This is a genomic window from Bifidobacterium sp. FKU, from assembly GCF_026016385.1.
Taxonomy (GTDB): Bacteria; Actinomycetota; Actinomycetes; order Actinomycetales; family Bifidobacteriaceae; genus Bifidobacterium; species Bifidobacterium infantis.
This window is the reverse complement of the sequence record NZ_CP092888.1, coordinates 666,122-687,374: the sequence shown is the minus strand read 5'-3', so window position 1 is coordinate 687,374 and position 21,253 is coordinate 666,122. Positions and strand designations below refer to the sequence as shown.

General features: G+C 60.1%; 19 protein-coding genes and 1 tRNA gene. 3 read left to right on the top strand and 17 right to left on the bottom strand.

Features of this window, described 5'->3' with window-relative positions; translation table 11 throughout:
• Window positions 1-41: 41 nt before the first annotated feature.
• The 14 genes from orn to MMB48_RS03100 form a co-directional block, all read right to left on the bottom strand.
• Complete coding sequence (gene orn / locus MMB48_RS03165) at window positions 42-692, bottom strand: oligoribonuclease (protein ID WP_032743980.1); 651 nt, start codon at window positions 690-692, stop codon at window positions 42-44.
• A gap of 167 nt (window positions 693-859) precedes the next feature.
• Window positions 860-2,413 (bottom strand): IMP dehydrogenase, encoded by a 1,554-nt coding sequence (gene guaB, locus MMB48_RS03160; RefSeq protein ID WP_032743981.1) that lies wholly within the window; start codon window positions 2,411-2,413, stop codon window positions 860-862.
• A 52-nt stretch (window positions 2,414-2,465) separates the two neighbouring features.
• Window positions 2,466-3,749, bottom strand: coding sequence for a glycosyltransferase family 4 protein (locus MMB48_RS03155; protein WP_032743982.1), 1,284 nt, complete (start codon window positions 3,747-3,749; stop codon window positions 2,466-2,468).
• A complete protein-coding gene (locus tag MMB48_RS03150; protein WP_014484639.1) occupies window positions 3,746-4,420 on the bottom strand; it encodes an L-threonylcarbamoyladenylate synthase in 675 nt (224 codons plus the stop codon). Before MMB48_RS03150 ends, MMB48_RS03155 begins: the two co-directional genes overlap by 4 nt.
• Before the next feature lie 342 nt (window positions 4,421-4,762).
• A complete protein-coding gene (locus MMB48_RS03145) occupies window positions 4,763-5,467 on the bottom strand; it encodes an ABC transporter ATP-binding protein (RefSeq protein ID WP_012576984.1) in 705 nt (234 codons plus the stop codon).
• On the bottom strand, window positions 5,467-6,330 hold the full coding sequence (locus MMB48_RS03140) for an ABC transporter ATP-binding protein (protein WP_012576983.1): 864 nt from the start codon (window positions 6,328-6,330) through the stop codon (window positions 5,467-5,469). Before MMB48_RS03140 ends, MMB48_RS03145 begins: the two co-directional genes overlap by 1 nt.
• Before the next feature lie 2 nt (window positions 6,331-6,332).
• Entirely contained in the window at window positions 6,333-7,415 is a 1,083-nt protein-coding gene (locus MMB48_RS03135) for a branched-chain amino acid ABC transporter permease (RefSeq protein ID WP_032743983.1), read from the bottom strand.
• A gap of 4 nt (window positions 7,416-7,419) precedes the next feature.
• Window positions 7,420-8,343: a branched-chain amino acid ABC transporter permease gene (locus tag MMB48_RS03130; RefSeq protein WP_012576981.1), complete on the bottom strand. Its 924-nt coding sequence runs from the start codon at window positions 8,341-8,343 to the stop codon at window positions 7,420-7,422.
• 214 nt (window positions 8,344-8,557) lie between these two features.
• Complete coding sequence (locus tag MMB48_RS03125) at window positions 8,558-9,745, bottom strand: ABC transporter substrate-binding protein (RefSeq protein ID WP_032743986.1); 1,188 nt, start codon at window positions 9,743-9,745, stop codon at window positions 8,558-8,560.
• Window positions 9,746-10,032: 287 nt separating this feature from the next.
• Window positions 10,033-10,917 (bottom strand): peptide chain release factor N(5)-glutamine methyltransferase, encoded by an 885-nt coding sequence (prmC, locus tag MMB48_RS03120; RefSeq protein ID WP_032743987.1) that lies wholly within the window; start codon window positions 10,915-10,917, stop codon window positions 10,033-10,035.
• Between the two features lie 142 nt (window positions 10,918-11,059).
• Window positions 11,060-12,148 carry a peptide chain release factor 1 gene (gene prfA, locus MMB48_RS03115; RefSeq protein WP_012576978.1) on the bottom strand — a complete coding sequence of 363 codons (1,089 nt, stop codon included), beginning with the start codon at window positions 12,146-12,148 and terminating at the stop codon, window positions 11,060-11,062.
• A 152-nt stretch (window positions 12,149-12,300) separates the two neighbouring features.
• A complete protein-coding gene (gene rpmE, locus MMB48_RS03110; RefSeq protein WP_003830110.1) occupies window positions 12,301-12,513 on the bottom strand; it encodes a 50S ribosomal protein L31 in 213 nt (70 codons plus the stop codon).
• A 137-nt stretch (window positions 12,514-12,650) separates the two neighbouring features.
• Window positions 12,651-12,724: transfer RNA gene (locus MMB48_RS03105), tRNA-Ile, on the bottom strand.
• 115 nt (window positions 12,725-12,839) lie between these two features.
• Window positions 12,840-14,069 (bottom strand): ROK family protein, encoded by a 1,230-nt coding sequence (locus MMB48_RS03100; RefSeq protein ID WP_032743988.1) that lies wholly within the window; start codon window positions 14,067-14,069, stop codon window positions 12,840-12,842.
• A 220-nt stretch (window positions 14,070-14,289) separates the two neighbouring features.
• Here MMB48_RS03100 and MMB48_RS03095 point away from each other — a divergent pair, with 220 nt between their 5' ends.
• The 3 genes from MMB48_RS03095 to MMB48_RS03085 all read left to right on the top strand — a co-directional run bounded on the left by MMB48_RS03095 (window position 14,290) and on the right by MMB48_RS03085 (window position 16,741).
• The gene (locus MMB48_RS03095; RefSeq protein ID WP_032743989.1) at window positions 14,290-15,810 is read left to right on the top strand and encodes a xylulokinase; all 1,521 of its coding nucleotides are present in this window, start codon (window positions 14,290-14,292) and stop codon (window positions 15,808-15,810) included.
• A gap of 193 nt (window positions 15,811-16,003) precedes the next feature.
• A complete protein-coding gene (locus MMB48_RS03090; RefSeq protein WP_032743991.1) occupies window positions 16,004-16,306 on the top strand; it encodes a hypothetical protein in 303 nt (100 codons plus the stop codon).
• A gap of 90 nt (window positions 16,307-16,396) precedes the next feature.
• Window positions 16,397-16,741, top strand: a complete 345-nt coding sequence (locus MMB48_RS03085) for a hypothetical protein (RefSeq protein WP_032743992.1) — start codon at window positions 16,397-16,399, stop codon at window positions 16,739-16,741.
• A gap of 278 nt (window positions 16,742-17,019) precedes the next feature.
• Here the strand turns inward: MMB48_RS03085 and mmsB are convergent, their stop codons facing one another.
• From mmsB to MMB48_RS03070, 3 genes are all read right to left on the bottom strand, one after another.
• Window positions 17,020-18,234, bottom strand: a complete 1,215-nt coding sequence (mmsB, locus tag MMB48_RS03080; RefSeq protein ID WP_032743993.1) for a multiple monosaccharide ABC transporter permease — start codon at window positions 18,232-18,234, stop codon at window positions 17,020-17,022.
• Between the two features lie 45 nt (window positions 18,235-18,279).
• Window positions 18,280-19,821 carry a sugar ABC transporter ATP-binding protein gene (locus MMB48_RS03075; protein ID WP_179960186.1) on the bottom strand — a complete coding sequence of 514 codons (1,542 nt, stop codon included), beginning with the start codon at window positions 19,819-19,821 and terminating at the stop codon, window positions 18,280-18,282.
• A 158-nt stretch (window positions 19,822-19,979) separates the two neighbouring features.
• Window positions 19,980-21,086: a sugar-binding protein gene (locus MMB48_RS03070; RefSeq protein ID WP_032743997.1), complete on the bottom strand. Its 1,107-nt coding sequence runs from the start codon at window positions 21,084-21,086 to the stop codon at window positions 19,980-19,982.
• Window positions 21,087-21,253: the final 167 nt, after the last annotated feature.

Here is a 21,253-nt window from a genome sequence, read left to right as displayed (position 1 = left end):
TCTCTAGACTCCCCTCAGGGAGGGGAGCCAAGTACGGCGGACTACTTATTGAGGATGCTGGTCGACACGATGTCCGCGGCGATGGCTTTGGCGGCGGCATCGTCCGGGCCGGGGGCGGGGGCCATGAAGGCCTTACGGTAGTAACGCAGCTCGTCAAGCGATTCGATGATGTCGGCAAGGGCACGGTGTCCGCCGTTCTTCGCGGGGCGGTTGCGATACACGGCCGGGTACCAGCGGCGTGCGAGCTCCTTGAGGGTGCTCACGTCCACGCTGCGGTAATGCAGGTGGCTCATGAGGTCCGGCATGTAGTGGTCGAGGAACTTCTTGTCGGAGCCGATGGTGTTGCCGGCGAGCAGCGGGCGCACGCCTTCCGGAGTGAAGCGCAGCACATAATCGGTGACCTTCTGCTCAGCTTCTTCGAGGCTCAGTCCATGCCCCCATTCGTTGATCAAACCAGAACGGGTGTGCATGTTGCGCACGAAGTCGTTCATATGGTCCACAGCCTTCTGACTCGGCTTGATAACGAAATCCACACCTTCATCCAGCACATTCAAATCGAAATCAGTGGGCACTACGGACACTTCGACCAGTTCGTCACCGCCGAAGATATCCAAGCCCGTCATTTCGCAGTCAATCCAAATCAGGCGCGAATCCTTTGCGCTGTAAGTTTCTGCATCATGGCTGTCGACCATGGTAAGCCTCTTTTCGTCATGTCACCCGTTATTACAAGAACAGTTCAGACTATACCCCAGCGCGTACAAGCTATCTCGAGCCACATACGCGAAAAGGGCCTGCATAAGCAGACCCTTTTCACAAGGAATCAACCCCTAACTAGCGCAAGCTAGCGGGCATCAACCAATCAGTTGTTGTGGAAGCCGGAGTAGTTCGGGGCTTCGGCGGTCATCACGATATCGTGCGGGTGCGATTCGCGCAGACCGGCATCGGTGATGCGAATGAACTTGCCACGCTCCGGCATCTCGGCGATGTTGTGGGCGCCGATGTAGAACATGGACTGGTGCAGGCCACCGAGCATCTGGTAGAGCACCGCGTTCAGCGGGCCGCGATACGGCACTTCGCCTTCCACGCCTTCCGGCACGACCTTATCGCTGGAGGTCACGTCGGCCTGGAAGTAGCGGTCCTTGGAGTAGGACTTCTTGCCGCGCGGGGCCATGGCACCGAGGGAGCCCATGCCACGGTACAGCTTGTACTGCTTGCCGTGCAGGAGCACCTTCTCGCCCGGGGCTTCCTCACAGCCGGCGAGCGCGCCGCCAAGCATCACGGAGGAGGCGCCGGCCACGAGGGCCTTGGCGATGTCGCCGGAATAGTGGATGCCACCGTCGGCGATGCAGGGGATGCCCGCCGCACGGCAGGCCTGGGCGGCCTCGTACACGGCGGTGAGCTGCGGGACACCGACACCGGCAACGATACGGGTGGTGCAGATGGAGCCGGGGCCAATACCGACCTTGACGGCGTCCGCGCCAGCCTCAATCATGGCCTGGGCGCCGGAACGGGTGCCCACGTTGCCGCCGATGATCTGCACGCCGTCGAACGCGGAATCATGCTTCAGGCGGGAGATCATGTCGAGTGCCAGACGGGCCTCACCGTTAGCGGTGTCGACCACGAGCACGTCCACGCCGGCCTCCATCAGAGCGGAGGCACGCTGCCAGGCGTCGCCGAGGAAGCCGACACCGGCGGCCACGCGCAGACGGCCCTGCTCATCCTTGGTGGCGTCCGGGTACTGCTCGGTCTTGACGAAGTCCTTGACGGTGATCAGACCGGTCAGGCGGCCTTCGTCGTCGACCAGCGGCAGCTTTTCGACCTTGTGCTGGGCGAGCAGACGGTGGGCGTCGTCCTTGGAGATGTTGGACGGACCAGTGACCAGGTTCTCCTTGGTCATGACATCCTTGACCTTCAGGGTGTCGTAATCATCGGAGGCGATGAAGCGCATGTCACGGTTGGTGATGATGCCGACGAGCTTGTTCTCCTTGTCCACAACCGGCAGACCGGAGATGTGGAACTTGCCGCACAGCTTGTCGAGATCGGCCAGCGTGACCTCGGGGCTGACGGTCAGCGGGTCGGTGATCATACCGGACTCGGAACGCTTGACCACGTCGACCTGAGCGGCCTGGTCGTCGATGGACAGGTTGCGGTGCAGCACGCCGATGCCGCCGTTACGGGCCATGGCGATGGCCATCTCGGACTCGGTCACAGTGTCCATGGCAGCGGAGAGGACCGGGGCCTTCATCACGATCTCGCGGGTCAGATGAGTGCTGGTGTCCACTTCGGAAGGAATGACATCCGTCTCGTTCGGCAGCAGCAACACATCATCATAGGCAAGGCCGAGCTTGGCGAAAATCGGGGGAAGGGGAGCATACGCCGACTGGGCGTTCAATTCATCAAGGTTTGTAGCCATGTAAACACTATATGAAAATGCGCTGACCTTCACGACACACGCTTGTGAGCGCTCACTTATCCGTTGCCGGGTCCTGCACCTCACCCACCTGCGAGTCCCGCGAATCCGCAGGCGAATCAGTCATCGAATCCGCTGCCTGAGAGCCAATCGAATCCCGGCTCCCCCCTACTGCAGACTGCGATTTAGACACTGAATACTGCGCGTTCTTTCGTGCGGATTCGAGCGTCAGGTTCTCGGCTTGGATCTCGGGAATACGATGCCGCAGATAGGGGTACATCGTGGCTATGGTCAGCACCACCACGGCGATGGCCATGCCCACGGCCACATGCTGCGCTTCGAAGAACAGAATCGTCAGCGAACCGAATGCGATCAGCGCGGCCCATCCCCACAGGATCAGCACGGCGCCACGCACCGAATGCCCGATCTTCAGCATGCGATGGTGCAGGTGCATACGGTCCGGATGCATGGGCGACTGGCCTTTGGCCAAACGCCGCACAATCGCCAGACACATGTCGAGCACAGGCAGGAACAACACCAGAACCGGCAGCAGAATTGGTATGAACACCGGCAGATAGATGCTGGCATGAATCGAGGCCGGGTCAAGACGTCCGGTCATCACAATCGAAGCGCAGGTGATGAGATAGCCAAGCAGCATCGAACCGGAATCGCCCATGAACAGTTTGGCGGGATGCCAATTATGCAGCAGGAAGCCCACGCAGATACCCACCATCATCACGTCGATCAGCGTGGCCAACGAAGCATAACTCGGGGAAGACCGGGCGATGATATACGAATAGGCGGCGAACGCTATGCCACCAATCGCCACGATACCGGCCGCCAGACCATCGAGGCCATCAACGAAATTGACCGCGTTGATCGAGGCGACGATCAGGAATGCGGTGATCGCCATGGACAGACTCGGCGAGGCGGTAATCAGCGAATCGCCCAAAGGCAGTGAGATGATCTGCAATCCGCCCCAGGCCACGAATACGGAAATCAGCAGCTGACCGGCAAGTTTCAGCATCCAATCGAGATCCCACAGGTCATCGGCCATGCCTAGCAGACTGATCATGATGCCGCCGGCAAGAATCACCCACATCTGATGATTGCCGTCGAACAATCCCGAGAGAAAAGGCAGCCGACTGGCGAACACGGTAGCCACGGCAAAACCGATAAGCATGCCAAGGCCGCCCATACGCGGCGTGGGAATGGTGTGCACGTCTCGGGCACGCACCTCGCCAACCGCACCGATTTCGATGGCGACGTGGCGAATCAGCGGAGTCACCAGCCAGGTGACGCCACCGGCGATGGCGGCAATCAGTAAGTAGATTCTCATGCGCCAAGTCCCCCGCCGTTGAGGTGGAGGGCCTTGCGAATCACGTTTTGGGCGATGACGCCTTCACGCAGGATCTCGATGCCGTCGCGCGCATACGGATCGGCTTTGACGACGGTGCTGGAGACATGGCCTTGGGTGGGACCGCCGTCCAGATACAGGTCGACTTCGCTGCCGAACGCATCAACCGCCTCCTGGACGGTCTGTGCGCTTTCGTCGCCGGAACGGTTGGCGCTGGACGCGGCCAGCGGACCAGTGGCCTTGAGAATCGCGAGGCACAGCGCCGAATTGGGGATGCGGATGCCCTGCGTGCCGGGGCGACCATCGGCGGTGTCGGCCAAAGTCTCCAACGTGCAGTCGGGCCGGGCTACGGCAATCGGCGAGAACGCGCCGGGCAGGAACGCCGCCGACAAACGATTCAGTGGAGACGGCAGGTCTAGACTGAGCTCATCAAGCTGGTCGGTGGATGCGAGCAGTACCTGCAACGCCTTATAGCGCGGGCGACGCTTGAGCCGGTAGATACGGTCGATAGCGGCCTTATTACGCGGATCGCACGCCACTCCATATACCGTATCCGTTGGAATGACGACCAATCCACCATCCCGGATGACACGCGCCGCCTGTGCCAGCGATTCATCCGTGACTTTCAGCGTTGTTCCGCCCTCCACGCTCACGCCACCTCCGTTCGCCTGTGTATTCACAATCTACCATTGCACCATTGCGCCCCGACTTGCATAGTTCATCATCGCTCGTTTGCCGTACTGCCGTTTTCCGATTCGCCCCGCACGCACAGACCGTAGATACAATGAGTCCTTCCATGCTCTTTCGCGAAATTACAGGAGTGTTTAATAAGCGAAATCACGGACGCGGACGCCTCCGCCCTGCAGCATTACGCGCAGTAGCACGTACCATAGTGGCACATATCAATGTTCCCGCCGGCGTACGTCGCCATGAAGCAAACGCCTCAAGCGTTTGTAGACGACATCCGTCAGCGGGAACATTGGCACTGCAAGGCGTTACGCGCCGAGATATGCCTTGCGAACCTTCTCATCGTGCAGCAAGTCCGAAGCCTTGCCTTCCATCGTTATCTTGCCGGTTTCCAGCACGTAAGCGCGGTCGGCTATAGACAAGGCCATTCTCGCGTTCTGTTCCACCAGCAGCACGGTGATGCCGCGCTGGCGCAGCGTGACGATGATGTCGAAGATTCCCTTGACCAGCAACGGAGACAAGCCCATCGACGGCTCATCCATGAGAATGGTCTTCGGGTGGCTCATCAGGGCACGCCCCATGGCCACCATCTGTTGCTCGCCGCCGGAAAGCGTGCCAGCCAGCTGGCGACGGCGTTCCTTAAGACGCGGGAAATAGTCGAACACCATCTCAAGATCCTTGCCGAGGCCGGACTGGTCCTTGAGGCTGAATGCGCCCATCTCCAGGTTCTCCTGCACGCTCATGCGGGTGAACACATGGCGGCCTTCCGGCACATGTGCCATACCTAGGGTGACGATCTTGTTGGCATGTGTTTTCAGCAGATCATGCCCGTCATAGGTGATGCTGCCGGATTTTGCCGGTACCAGACCGGTGATGGTATGCAGAGTGGTGGTCTTGCCGGCACCGTTGGCTCCGATCAGGGAGACGATTTCGCCGTCATCCACATGCATGCTGATGCCTTTGACCGCGTCAATCGCGCCATAAGAGACACACAGATCCTTGATTTCCAGCATCAGCGTGCTCCTTCTTCTTGAATCGTCTTGGCGATGCTCGGCTCCGGTTCAGCCTTGGATGTGGAATCGCCGTCGGCGTCATCATTGTTGTCGCTGCCCAGATAGGCGGAGATGACCTGCGGATTGTTGGCGATTTGCTCAGGCGTGCCGGAGGCGATGGTACGGCCGTAATCGAGCACCTGGATGCGCTGGCAGACGCTCATCACGAGGCTCATGTCGTGTTCGATCAACAGGATGGCGATGCCGAAACGGTCACGAATCGTGTTGATGCAGTGCAACAGATCCTCGGTTTCGGTGGGGTTCATGCCGGCGGCCGGTTCATCAAGCAGCAGCAGTTTCATGCCGGTGGCCAGTGCACGCGCGATTTCGAGCTTGCGCTGCTGGCCGTAGGGCAGGTTGGCCGCCTGGGTGGTGGCCAGTCCCTCGAGGTTGAAGATGCGCAGCAGGTCGATGGCCTTCTCATGCATCTCGTTCTCCTGCTTCCAGAAGCCCGGGGTACGGAAGATGGCGCTACCCATACGGTAGGTGAACGACTCGTCGAAGGCGACGAGCACGTTCTCCTCAACGGTGAGCTGCTTGAACAGTCGGATGTTCTGGAAGGTACGGGCGATACCGGCACGCACGACCTGATAGGTCTTCTTGCCGTTCATCCGGACGCCATCCAGCCAGAATTCGCCTTCAGTGGGCTTGTACACGCCGGTCAGCAGGTTGAACACCGTGGTCTTGCCAGCGCCATTCGGGCCGATCAGACCGATGAGTTCACCCTTGTTGATGGTCATGTTGAAGTCGGATACGGCCTTCAGACCACCGAAGGTGATGCCGAGATGCTCGGCTTTGAGGATGGGTTGACTGTTATCGCTCATGGTCAGGCCTCCTTCGTTGCGGTCTCGGGGGTCTCCGGCTCGGCATCCGCCTTGGCGGCGGATTTTGCGCCTTTACCAGCCGTTCCGCGGAGTAGCATGCGGTTGACCAGCCTCGGCAGCGAGAACTCCCACGAACCGAAGATGCCTTGCGGGCGGAAGATCATGACCAGCACCAGCACCACCGAGTAGGCGAGCATGCGGTAATCGGCGAAGGCACGCAACAGCTCGGGCAGGATGGTCAGGCCGATGGCGGAAACGATCGAACCGGTGAGCGAGCCCATGCCGCCGAACACCACCATGATCACGTAGTTAATGGAGTTGAGCCAGCCGGCCATGGTCGGGTTCAACGAGCCGATGTACTGGGCGAAGATACCGCCGGCGATGCCTGCGAAGAACGCGGAAATCGCGAACACCAACACCTTGAGGTACGTGGTGTTCAGACCCGATGCGCCGGCCGCGATCTCATCATCACGAATGGCCTTGACGGCACGGCCGTACCGGGAGCGACTGAACATGAAGAGCACGACCACGGTGACCACCATGATCCAGAACACGACATACAGGTTGGCGGTGCGGTCAATGCCGATCAGTGCCTGTCCGGCGGCGCCCTTGTCGAGGCCCATTCCACCGGCGACCTTGAGGTTCTGGATGATCACGCGAATGATCTCGCCGAAGCCCAGCGTGATGATGGCCAGGTAGTCGCCGTGCAAACGCAGCGCCGGGATACCGATCAGAATGCCGAATACGCAAGCCACGATGCCGCCAAGTAGCGTGGTGATCAGGAAACGGGTGGTGGGATCGACGCCGATGCCAGCGGCCACCATGTACTTGGAGGCCAGCGCAGCCACGTAGGCACCGATGGCCTCGAACCCGCAGCAGCCCAACGTCAGCTGTCCGAGCACGCCGATGGTGAGGTTCAGCGAGGTGGTCATGATAATGGCGATGCACGCGGTCATCATGATGCCCTTGATGTAGGAATCAGCCAAGCCGGATTCGCACAGCGCCATCACAACGCCGAATGCGGCAAGGACGCCGATGAAGCACACCAGATAGGACTGTTTGGTGGAAAGCATTGTCTTCTTCATCGGATCAGACCTTCTCCCCTTCGTTCTTGCCCATGATGCCGGACGGTTTGACGAGCAACACAATGATCAGGATGGCGAACACGATGGCATCGGAGAATGCCGAGGTGATGATGCCGCCCGTAATGGTACCGATATAGGCCTTGGTGAGGCTTTCAATCAGTCCGATGGCCAGACCACCGATCATGGCACCGGGAATGGAACCAATGCCGCCGAGCACGGCGGCGACGAATGCCTTAAGACCCAGCATGGCGCCCATCATCGGGGAGACTTGTGGGTAGGCGGCGCAGTACATCAGCGAGGCGACTGCGGCCAAGCCGGAGCCGATGGCGAAGGTCAGGGCAATGGTGGAGTTCACATTAATGCCCATGAGCACGGCGGCTTCCTTGTCTTCGGAAACGGCGCGCATGGCCTTGCCTTGGCGAGTGAATTTGACGAACAGTTGCAGACCGGCCATGATGACCAGGCCGATGACGATGGTCAGCAGGGTGTCACCCGGCAGTTTCAGCTTGCCGAACGCGATGGATGGCAGGTGGAAGATAGTCGGCACGGTCTGGAAGTCGGCGCCGAAGACGGCTTGGGAACCGTTCTCCAGCAACAGCGACATGGCGATGGCGGTAATCAGGGCCGTCATGGAATTGCCCTTTTCACGCACCGGCTTGTACGCGGCCTTTTCGACGATGACACCGACGGCCACACAAACCAGAACGGCGGGAATGACCGCCACCCAGGCGGGCAGTCCCATAGCGACGATTGCGGGAATGGTGAGCATCAGCACATAGGCACCGACCATGATGAAATCGCCGTGGGCGAAGTTAATCAGTCGAATAATGCCGTAGACCATGGTGTAGCCCAATGCCACCAGCGCGTACACGCTGCCTATTTTCAGGCCATTGAACAACTGGCTGACAAACATGATGATTTGATCCATCACTGCTCCCCCTTTCTTGTAAGTATCTCGATTGTTGTCTGCGATGAATGCGCAGAATTATTGGTATATCCATTGCGAATAATGTGGCACCGTACGACGCGACGCGATGCCCCATGAAAACACGAAAGGGAGAGGGACGGCGAACCGGCCACTCTCCTGTTCATGCGGACATCATGTTATGACATCGGAATCATGCGGCGATAATTCATGGAATTCACTTGGGCTGCACGGTGGTGTTGTACACCGGCTTGCCGTCCTTCATTTCCAGCACGATGACGGACTTGGTCGGGGAACCGGACTTGTCCATCGTGAACTTGCCGGTCACACCGTCGAAGTTCATGCCGGTCACGGCGTTGCGCACATCCTCACGAGTGGCGTTCTTGCCGGCCTTCTCTATGGCCTGCTTGAGCATGTAGATGGTGTCGTAACCCAGAGCGGCGAAGGTGTTTGGCTCGGCGTTGTTCTTCTCCTTGTAGGACTTGATGAAGTCCTGCACCTTGGTGTTGGTGTTGTCGTCGGCGGAGTAGTGGGTGGTGTAGTAGGTCTTGTTGTACTGAGACTTGTCACCGGTGAGCTTGAGGCCATCGTAGCCGTCAGGGCCCATCACGTAGCCTTCGAAGCCCACGGAGCGAGCCTGCGGAATGATGTACGGGCCAGCCACGGAGTAGTAGTACGGCGCGTAGAGCAGCTCGGCGCCGGAAGCCTGAATCTTCTGCAGCTGGGCGGAGTACTCGGTATCGTCAGCGGAAGAGGAGCTCTCCTTGTCCACCACTTCGAGGCCAAGCTTCTCGGCGGCCTTGGCGAAGGCCTCGCCCACGCCGGAGGAGTACGGGTCACCGGTGCCGTACAGTACGGCGACCTTCTTGACCTTCAGGTTCTCGGCAGCGAAACGAGCGGCCACCTCACCCTGGTAGGAGTCCTTGAAGCACGTGCGGAACAGGTAGTTGCCTGTTTCGATGGAGTCGGAGGTAGCGGCCGGGGCGATGGTGACCAACTTGGCCTGATCGGCCAGCGGAGCCACGGCGGCAGTGGTTGCGGAGATGGTCGGACCTGCCACGGCGAGCACATTGTTGTCGCCGGACAGCTTGTTGAAGGCATTGGAAGCCTCGGTGGCATCGCCCTTATCGTCCATGGACTCGAGCTTGACCTTCTTGCCGTTGATGCCGCCCTTGGCGTTGATCTCGGACACGGCCAGCTCGAAGCCCTTGACCTCGGCCTCGCCGTAAGCGGCGGCGGTACCGGAGTTGGTGGTCACGGTGCCGATGGTGATGGAGTCGCCGGAGGCCTTGGCGTTGGAGCTGGAGGAATCATCCATGCTACCGCCGGAGCAGCCCGCAAGGGACAGCGCCATTACCGCGGCCGTACTGGCCGCAATGAACTTAGTGGAAAACTTCACGTTCATCCTCTTCCTTCTTCCTTGGTATTTCAACATCGTTCAACTCAATCGTCGCGCGGGATATGCGCGTGAGACGTCCATCCACATACAACGGAATCGCATCGCGGCTCGTGGCCGTCATCTTACGTCTCTCTCAATCATTCGATGTTCATCGCGGACTGTTATACCCAGACCGACTTTGAAGCCGCAATAACCTGCTCTTATTATGAGACGGCGTAATTGCGGAAAATGAGAAGAAGATTCCGGGAAAACGCGGAAAAAAGACAGGAAAAGCCTGAAATTTTTAGAAAATATCAGGAAACCGCGAACAGATAGCGATCCCGGCCGGTCCAATCCTTGCCGGTGTGGGCCGCGGTAAATCCGATGGCCTTGGCATAGGCCACCAGACGCTCACCTTGAGTGAGATCATGCTCCATGACCAATACGCCGCCAGGCTTGAGCAGTCGGTACGCGCGTTCGATAATGCGCTCAGGGATGAGCGTGCCGTCCGCCGAACCGCCGTACAGGGCCAGTTCAGGGTCCCAGTCGCGTACTTCCGGCTGTTCGGAAATGTCGGTTTGCGGCACGTAGGGCGGGTTGGTGATGACGATGTCGATGGTGCCGTCGAGTTGCGCCAGCGTGGCCAGTGACGTGGCGTCGGCGACTTCCAGTTGGTAATTGGAGGCGATGGATGGGTACTTTTTCGCGGTTTCCGACAGATTCCTTCGCGTCCATTCGGCGGTGTTCGGCGACAGCTCCACCGCCCACACCTGGCTGCCGGGAACCTCGCTGACAACGGACAGCCCAATCGCGCCGGAGCCGGCGCACAGATCGACCACACGAGGATGGATCATGCCGTTTCTTGTCAGCCAGTCAAGACCGGCCTGCACCACGGTTTCGGTTTCCGGACGCGGAATGAACACGCCAGGGCCGACCTTCAGGTCGAGATAGCGGAACGGCGCATGACCGGTGATGTATTGCAACGGCTCGCGCTTGGCACGGCGGGCAAGCATGGATTGGAAGCGGGCAAACCGTTCGGCTGTGCCAAGCTCCTCCCCCATCAACAGAGCTTTGTCGACATCGCGCAACTCAACACCTGCCGCCTCGGCAAGGAGCAGTTTGGCATCATGCTCAGGCGTCTCAATACCAGCCTCACGCAATTGCACGGCGGCATCACGAATCACATCGGCAGCAGCCATCACATCCCTATCTTCCGGTGCCTTAATTATCACATAATGTAAGGGTTTGGCCGGTAAATGCGATGCTCGACCGTAGGCTTGACCGAACGGCCTAGAGTGTGTCGAGCATTGTATCTACCGGCCAAACCCGCTCACGCTACTATCACTGCTGGTTGGCCAGACGGTCGGCTTCGTCGGCTTGGATGTCGGAATCGATGACGGCCTGCAGGTCGCCGTCGAGCACGGCGTCAAGGTTGTAGGCCTTGTAATTCGTGCGATGGTCGACGATACGGTTTTCCGGGAAGTTGTATGTGCGGATTCGCTCGGAGCGATCAAGCGAACGTACCTGCGAGTGACGCATGTCGGCGGCCTCGGCGGCCTCCTGCTCATGCTTCATGGCCAGCAGGCGGGACTTCAGCACGCGCAACGCGGCGGCACGGTTCTGAATCTGCGACTTCTCATCCTGCATGTTCACTGTGATGCCGGTGGGTAGGTGGGTCATGCGCACGGCGGAATACGTGGTGTTCACGGACTGGCCGCCGGGGCCGGAGCTCATGAAGATGTCGATTTTCAGGTCTTTCGGATCGATCTCAATCTCGTCGTCATCCTCGTCGGCCTCGGGGAACACGATGACGCCCGCGGCGGAAGTCTGGATACGGCCCTGCGATTCGGTGACGGGGATGCGCTGCACACGGTGTACGCCGCCCTCGTATTTCATCGAAGCCCACACGCCGTCTTCGGGAGCGGGCGTGCCCTTGGCGCGGATGGCAATCTGCACGTCCTTGACGCCGCCGAGCTCGGTGGTGTTCTCGGACTGCACGTTCACGCTCCAGCCACGCTTCTCGGCGTAACGGGTGTACATGCGCAGCAGGTCGCCGGCGAACAGTGCGGCTTCTTCGCCGCCGGTGCCAGCCTTGATTTCCATGATGGTGTCGCGCGCATCATCCGGGTCACGCGGGATCAGCGCGGTGCGCAGCTTCTCTTCGACACCGGGCAGTTCGGCCTCAAGACGCTTGGCTTCCTCGGCGAAGTCGGCGTCTTCGCCGGCCATCTCCTGAGCGGCTGCCAGATCGTCCTTCACCTGCAACCAGGTTTTGTAGGCGCCCACGATGGCACCCAGTTCGGCGTGACGACGGCCCAGCTTGCGCAGCTTGTCCGGGTTGGACACGACTTCGGGGCTCGCCATCTGCTCTTCGATGGACTGGTACTCCTCAAGCGCGGTTGCCGCCGCCGGGAACTGTTCGTCTGCCATAACACACTTTCTTCTGTATGGTGCTGTTCTGTTCGATTATTCGATTGCGCAGGTCAATGCTGCAACACAACTTGTCAAAGAATACAAAAACGCCAGTCCTCGATCGGGTATGCCGGAGCATGCCGAATCGAATCGGACTGGCGTGAAGTATGCTACTTGCTCTTCTTGCCGTAGCGCTTCTCGAAGCGAGCAACGCGGCCACCGGTGTCGAGAATCTTCTGCTTGCCGGTGTAGAACGGGTGGCACTGAGAGCACACGTCAACGAACATGTGATCTTCCTTGCCAGCGGTGCGGGTCACGAAGGTGTTGCCGCACGAGCACGTCACCTCAACGGGGTGGTAATCAGGATGGATACCCTGCTGCATTTTACGTCTCCTATGGATTCGGGGGACCCGGGTCGTCATGCCCCTATGGCAAGACGTGAACCGGAACCTAAGGGATTGTACGCGCCTATCTGGACGTGAAGACGCGCTGCGCCGCCGCAGGAGACGACGCAAAAGAGTGGGGCCGCAGGGGCTTGAACCCTGGACCGGGCGATTATGAGTCGCATGCTCTAACCGACTGAGCTACGGCCCCACGTTCGCTGCGCAAAACAGCCAACCTACCAAAGTGTAGCATGAGCCCGCTAACGCCGGCGCGCGCCATGCACCCATGCCATGCACCCGCCAGCAACAAGCAGCATCTCCCGGTGCTACTTCTCCCCCATGTACCCCAACGGGTTCTCGATGAACCGCCGCAAGCCCATTTCGGCCGCGCCATATAGCGAGGGATGCAGCGCCATCGGCGGCACAAACACGCGGATTCTCGCATTCGGGTATCCCAGAATTTCCGAACGCAGCCGGCCTTCAAGCACGGTGGCCAGCTCGTCGCCGAAGTGCGTCCACAGTCCGCCCAACAGCACCGTATCGACGTCCACCAGATTCACGGCGGAAGCGATGGCGGAAACCAGCGCATCGGCGGCCCGATCGACCACTTTGGCCACATCCGAATCCCCGGCGCGCCAACGCTGGAGGAACGTATCGATGGCCTCGCTGCTGGTGGCATCCCCATCTTCGGCAATGCCGGCAGCCTCGACCAAAGCGCGACGGCCCGCAAACGCCTCAAGGCACCCGTGGCGCCCGCAGCTGCACAACGGCCCATCCATCGCCACGGACAGATGGCCGATCTCGCCGGCGAATCCGTGCGAGCCCATCGCCACTTCGCCGTCACGCACCACCGCGCCGCCGATGCCGATATCGGTAGACAGGTAAATAAAGGAATCCGTGCGATCCACCACATTCAGGAAGGACGCACGTTCGGTGGCATACCCCGGAATCTGAGCGATGGCGGCCATCTTCGCTTCGTTACCGGCCACCACATCCAGCCGGCGTACCACGTTGAACCGGGTGAGGTTGACGTTTTCCCAACCCAGATTGCGGGCCACCAACAGCCACATGTCGTCGGTGACGATGCCCGGCAGCGCAAGCCCGGCTCCCACCACTTTGCAGCCACGTCGTTTGAGTCGGCTTTCCAACGGGAAGGTCATCGCATCGAGCTTGGCGAAGATCTCGTACGGGTCAGTGCCGGTCATATCCTCACTCACCCACTCCTGACCGAGAGTGTCGCCGTTCAGATCGAGCGCCAGGCAACCGTAGCCATCGGTGTTGATCTGCAGGCCGATGCCGGCGATGGACCCGCCATGAATCTCCAGCGGCGTGCTGGGCCGCCCATATGTGGTGGAGACGACCGGCTCGCCTTCCTGCACCACGCCACTATCGATAAGCATCGAGGCCAACAGCGAAAGCGTGGCCTTGGTCAGGCCCGTTTCCTTGGCCAGGTCGGCCCTGCTTATGGGTTTCTCCGCGCGCAACAAAGTGTCGAGAACCACCGACAAATTATGGTTGCGCAGATCCTCCTGATTGATCCTGCGTAGACTTGCCATAGGCTCCTCCCTCCTTGCACCCCTAGTCTCGAACGCCGCACAGGCGCTCACATCCGTCTATCGCACAATGATATTGTGCGTCAAACGATTGAACCAGATACGCACCCTCGCGTGTTTCCGTTTGCAATCATACACTGCAATACAGTATAGTTTAATCGTCTAACTTATTGGTTGTGGCGCGCCGAAACTTGCAAGCGCGACCCTCATCGAGGAGGAATGCATGACGAGAGTACTGGTTGCCGGCGTAGATACGTCAACTCAATCAACAAAGGTCCGCATTACGGACGCCGCCACCGGCGAACAGGTTCGGTTCGGGCAGGCCAAGCACCCGGATGGCACCTCGGTCAACCCGGAATTCTGGTGGGAGGCCTTCACCAAGGCCGCCGAGCAGGCCGGCGGGCTTGACGATGTCGCGGCCCTCGCGGTTGGCGGCCAGCAGCATGGCATGGTCATTCTCGACAAGCAGGGCAACGTGATTCGCGATGCGATGCTCTGGAATGACACCAGTTCCGCCCCGCAGGCCGCCGCCCTGATCGACAAGCTCGGTGCAGCTCCGGCCGAGGGCGACGAACCGGATGACGTGACCGCCCGCGGTAAACAGCGCTGGGTCAAGGCCGTCGGCTCCTCCCCCGTTGCCTCCTACACGCTGACCAAGGTGGCGTGGGTGGCCGAGAACGAGCCCGAAAACGCCAAGAAGATCGCCGCCGTCTGCCTGCCGCACGATTGGCTGAGCTGGCGCATCGCCGGCTACGGCCCGGTGGCCGAGGGCGAGGACGCTCATCTCGAGGCCTTGTTCACCGACCGCTCCGACGCTTCCGGCACCATTTACTACGATGCCGCACACGACGAGTACCGCCGCGATCTTATCGCCATGGTGCTGGCCCCCGCCGAGGGCGAGGAAGCCGCCAAGGCCCATGCCGACGCCATTGTGCTGCCCACCGTGCTGGGCCCTCGTGAGGCCGCCGCGGTCAAGGCCGACCCTACCATTGCCGGCAAGGATGTTGAAGGCGGCTGCATCATCGGCCCCGGCGGCGGCGATAACGCCATGGCCTCGCTGGGCCTCGGCATGGCCGTGGGCGATGTGTCCGTGTCACTCGGCACCTCCGGCGTGGCCGCGGCCATCGCCGAAAACCCGGTGTACGATCTGACCGGCGCCATTTCCGGCTTCGCCGACTGCACCGGTCATTATCTGCCGCTCGCCTGCACGATCAACGGTTCGCGCATTCTGGACGCCGGCCGCGCCGCCCTTGGCGTGGATTACGACGAGCTGGCCGAATTGGCCTTCAAGGCCGAGCCGGGTGCCGGCGGCATCACCCTGGTACCGTACTTCGACGGCGAGCGCACGCCGAACCGCCCTGACGCCACCGCCTCGCTGACCGGTCTGACCCTGCACAACACGACCAAGGAGAATCTGGCCCGTGCGTTCGTCGAAGGCCTGCTATGCTCTCAGCGCGACTGCCTCGAGCTGATTCGTTCGCTGGGCGCCGAGATCAACCGTATCCTGCTGATTGGTGGCGGCGCGAAGTCCGTGGCGATCCGCACGCTGGCTCCCTCGATACTTGGCATGGATGTGACTCGCCCGGCCACCGACGAATACGTGGCCATCGGCGCCGCCCGTCAGGCCGCCTGGGTGCTGTCCGGCGAGGCCGAACCTCCGACCTGGCAGCTCACCATCGAGGGCGTGGAGACCGGAGAGCCCACCGAAGCCGTGTACGAGGCGTATGCCAAGGCTCGCGGCTGATACGCTGCCCACAATCCATGAGATAACAACTGAATAACGATTCCCGACCAATGCCGCCATGGCGTGCATCGCGAAGAGCCGCTTTCCATGCCGCGCTCCTCGCCGAAGCACACATGGCGGCTTTTTCATTTCCCCTCGCAATCCACAAATACGGCTATAATCAAGTCGTTTGAACAAGTCTGGAGATTCTTCTATGAACGACCGCTCCCGTATGATGCTGTACGCCCTGACCGCCGTCGCATGCGTGATTTGGATATGGCAATCTGCCAAAGAAGCAATGGCCGACGGCACGATGATCAGCACCTCGAACATCATTTTCCTGGTGTGCATCGGTATCGCAGCCGTCTACTGTGCAGTCAACGCACTAATCCTGTGGTGGCGTCAGCCCGGCAAGGATGACGAAGATGATAACGATAATGCCGATGAGAGCGCCGAATCCGACGAGAGCACCAAATCTGATGGCAGCGCTGCCTCCGGCGACACCACCAACAAATAAGTCATCAACACATAAGTCGCCTCGGCACAGCCGCAATCAATAATCACTTCATCCGAATTCATCACTTCACCAAAGGAACATCAGAACATTATGGACGCAACAACCTTGTCAATCATTCTCAGTGTGGTATTGGCCATCATCTGCGTGCCCTGCGGCATGTTCCTAGGGCTTATTCCGTTGAAGGCCGACTTGGTGACCGCCAAGCAGTCAAAGGCATCGCAGATGATGAGCTTCATCATTGCGTTGGTGTTCATCGGATTGCTGCTCCTGAACCGCGACATGGAAACTTGGGCCATCGTTATCGGCCTGGTCATCGGTTTCGCCGTGGCGAAAATCCCCGCCCTGCACACTTGGGCCCTCAACAAGTGGCCGTTCTTCGAGCCCAAGAAGCCGGCGGCAAAGCCCAAGCGCGTTAAGAAAGCCAAGAAGAAGTAAGCTCTGCTTTACCTATTCACTGAAAGCGGGATATCGACATCGGTATCCCGCTTTTTCATTGGCCGCACATATCCGCTGAGGCACATCGCCGAATCATATTGTCGAAATACACCCCAAGTCAGGGCTGATTTCGTGAAGAACGTACACCGGGATCCCCATCATCCATCGCGACAAACGGAAAAGGGACGCTGCATGCAACAGCGTCCCTTTCGGAGGAGGAATGGAACCCAGGTTCCCATCCCCGTGGCCACCGGGCGGGCCCGGAGGCCGAGTTTGGCTCAGCCCTTCTTTTTCTTGGAGAGTAGGTCGTAGGCGACGGCGGCGATGACGACGAGGCCCTTGATGGTCTTGACCCAGGCGGCGTCCACGCCCATGATGGACAGGCCCTGGTTGAGCACGCCCATGATCAGGGCGCCGACCATGGCGCCGGGGATGGTGCCGATGCCGCCGGTGACGGCCGTGCCGCCGATGAAGCAGGCCGCGATGGCGTCCATCTCGAACTCCATACCGGTCTGGGCGGAGGCGGAGGCCAGGCGGGACAGGGTGATGATCGAGGCGACGGAGACCAGGAAGCCCATGTTCAGGAAGATCTCGAAGTCGACCTTCCTGGTGTCGATGCCCGAGAGGATGGCGGCCTTGCGGTTGCCGCCCACGGCGTACACGTTGCGGCCGAAGACCATGCGGTTGAGGACGAAGTAGTAGACGCACACGAGCACGCCGATGATGACGAGCACGATCGGGACGCCACCCTGGGTGGCGTTGCCGGACATGGCAAGCAGGTAGGTCACGTAGCCGATGGCGATGGTCGCGACCACGCACTTCAAGATGACGAAGCTCATCGGCTGGGCGGGCAGGCCGTTCCTGACGGCCTTGGCGCGCTTGGACAATTGGCTCCAGACCACGAGCACGATGGCGGCCAGACCGACGATCAGGGCGGTCAGGGCGAACGGCCCGACGAAGATGGTGGGGATGTAGTCCTTGGAGATGGCGCGGAACGAGGCGTTGGACACCGGGATGGACTCGCCGGCGACCACGGTCGCCAGGCCTCGGAAGATGAGCATGCCGCCCAGGGTGGTCACGAAGCCGGGCACGCCGACGTAGGCGACCCAGAAGCCGTGCCACGCGCCGATGGCCAGGCCGATCGCGATCATCAGGAGGATCGCGGCCCACCACGGGACCCCGTGCTTCATGGCCAGGGCGCCCACGCCGCCGATGAAGGCGACCACGGAGCCCACGGACAGGTCGATGTGGGTGGCGATGATGATCATCAGCATGCCGATGGCGGCCACGAGCACGTACGCGTTCTGCTGGAACAGGGCGACCACGTTGTTCGGGTTCAGCAGGCGCCCGCCCGTCAGGATCTGGAAGACGACGATCACCAGCACGAGGGCCAGGTAGATGCCGTAGGAACGCATGTTGCCCAACAGCAGGGTCTTGAGGCTCTGTTCGTCCCCGCCCTTCTTGGCTGCGGGGGTTACGGTTGCGGTAGACATTTCGGAAACTATCCTTTCAAAAACTAACGTTCTTCAACGAACGGGTCAGGCGAAGGCCTGCTCCTTGGGCAGCGGGACGGCGGAGGTCATGTAGCGCATGAGCTCCTCCTGGCTGGTCTTCCTGGCGTCGAAGTTGCCGGTGATCACGCCGTTGCTCATCGTGTAGATGCGGTCGCAGATGCCCAGCAGCTCGGGCAGTTCGGAGCTGATCACGACCACCGCGGAACCCGAGTCGGCCAGCTGGTCGATGATCTCGTAGATGTCGTACTTCGCGCCCACGTCGATGCCTCGGGTCGGCTCGTCCAGGATCAGGACCTTCGGGTCGGTGGCCATCCACTTGGCCAGTACGACCTTCTGCTGGTTGCCGCCGGACAGGTTGCCGGCAGGCATCTCGATGGTCGGCGCCTTGGTGCGGAACTCCTTGCGGTACTTCTCGGCCGTCCGCTTCTCACGGGTCTCGTCCACCACGCCCAGCCTGTTCGACAGTTCCTTCAGACTGGCCAGGGACGTGTTCTCGCGAATCGTCTTCATGAGGTTCAGGCCGTACACCTTGCGGTCTTCGGTCGCGTAGGCCACGCCGTGGTCGATGGCGGAACGCACGGTCGGGAACTTGACTTCCTTGCCTTCCACGAAGATCTTGCCGGACGCGTTGGTGCCGTATTGACGGCCGAACACGCTCATTGCGGTCTCGGTGCGGCCCGCGCCGATAAGGCCGGCCAGACCGACGATCTCGCCGGCACGCACGTTGATGCTCACGTCCTTGGAGACCAGACGCGCCTCGTCGAGCGGGTGGCGCATCCTCCAGTCCTCGATGCGGAACATCTCCTTGCCGATCCTGGAGGTGTGCACCGGGTAGCGGTTGGTCAACGGACGGCCCACCATGTCGCGGATCAGCACATCCTGGTCCAGCGGGTGGGCCGCGTCGATGTCGATGTGGCTGATGGTATGACCATCGCGGATGACCTGCACCGCGTCCGCGGAATAGGCGATCTCGTTGAGCTTGTGCGAAATGATGATCGCGGTGATGCCCTGCTCGCGGCGAAGCCCGTCGATCAGGTCGAGCAGGTTCCTCGAATCCTCGTCGTTCAGTGCGGCGGTCGGTTCATCCAGAATCAGCAGCTTCACGTTCTTGGTCAAAGCCTTCGCGATCTCGACCAGCTGCTGCTTGCCGACACCGATGTTCGAGATCAGGGTGTCCGGGTTCTCGTCCAGACCGACCTTCCTCATCACGTCGTACGCGATGCGGCGCTGCTCGTCGGCATCGATCGCGATGCCCTTTTTCTTCTGATTGCCCAGGAAGATGTTCTCCTGGATCGACATGTACGGCACCAGCGCAAGCTCCTGGTGGATGATCACGATGCCCTTCTCCTCGGAATCGCGAATCGTCCTGAACTTGCAGGTCTCGCCGTTGTACACGATGTCGCCCTCGTACGTGCCGTACGGGTACACACCCGACAACACGTTCATCAAAGTCGACTTGCCCGCACCGTTCTCACCGCAGATCGAGAATATCTGGCCCCTCTTGACCATGATATTCACATCGTTCAACGCGGTGACCGGGCCGAAACGCTTCACGATATGACGCATCTCAAGAATCACGTCACCGTTCGTAGCCACAGTTACCTCCTCCGATAGTAATGTCCCTGTGCATGATGAAGGCGCCGTACCGCAACCACGCAGCGCGGCGCCCCCCTTATCTGTTAGCCGTTAGGCCGTTGGATGAATCGAATCAGCGATCCTGCGGATCACAGGCCAGCATCCTTGGCGGAGATGTAGCCGCCGTCGACGAGGATTTCCTTGAGGTTGTCCTTGTCCACGGTGACCGGGGTCAGCAGCTGGGACGGAACATCCTTAGTGCCGTTGTTGAAGGTGTCAGGAGCCTTCGGATTCTTGCCATCGACCATGTCCTTGATCATTTCGGCGGTGGCCTTGGCCAGCTCGCGGGTGTCCTTGTAGACGGTCATGGACTGCTTGCCCTGCACGATGGCCTGCACGTTGGCCTTCTCGGCGTCCTGACCGGTGATGATCGGGTAGTAGTCCCAGCCAGCGGCCTCTACGGTGTTGTAGGTACCGGTTGCCTCGGCGTCGTTCTGGGCGAGCACGGCGTCAAGCTTGGTGCCATCGTTGTAGAAGGAGTTGATGCGGTTCTCCATCTCGTTCTGGGCCTTCTGACGATCCCAGTTATCGATACCGATGGACTGCCAATCATCAGCAGAGGAAGGAACCTTGCCGGACTTGGACTGCAGCACGCCGGACTTGAAGTACGGTCCGAGCACGTCCCAAGCGCCCTTGAAGTAGTAGCCTGCATTGTTATCGGTCGGGGAACCGGCCATGAGTTCGACGTTGAACGGGCCCTTCTTGCCATCCTTCAGACCGAGCTTCTGCTCGATGTACTCGCCCTGCATCTTGCCGACATCCTCCAAGGAGAAGGTGGCGTAGTAGTCAACGGCGTCGGTGTTCATGATCAGACGGTCGTAGGCAATGACCTTGCCGCCGTTGGAGGCGACCTGCTCGGCAGCAGCTCCGGTCGCAGTGCCGTCGATGGAGGCGATGACTACGTAGTTCATGCCGTTGTTGGCCATGTTCTGAATCTGGGAGGTCTGCAGATCGGTCTTGCCATCTGCATACTGCAGGGTGACGTCGTAGCCGTAGCCTTCAAGCTGCTTCTTCAGGTTCTCGCCATCGATCTTCCAACGCTCGAGCATCTGCTCAGGCATCGAAATACCGACCTTGACGGTGCTACCGCCGTTGCCACCGGCAGTGGTCGTGCCACGGCTACCGCCACAGGCGGCCAGCGGGATGAGCATGGCGGTTGCAGCAACCACACCGAGCACCTTGGTCCACTTATTCATGGGAATTCCTTTCGACATTGATAGGAACTTGTTTCCTCTTCCTTTTGGTCAGGCAACCCTTGCCGAACCTGCATAAAAATATACCATTAGTTTTTTGATTTAACAATTTGATATCGCCTATTTTCCCCACAACTGAGCGGATTATGGCATACTTGATTCATTCGATT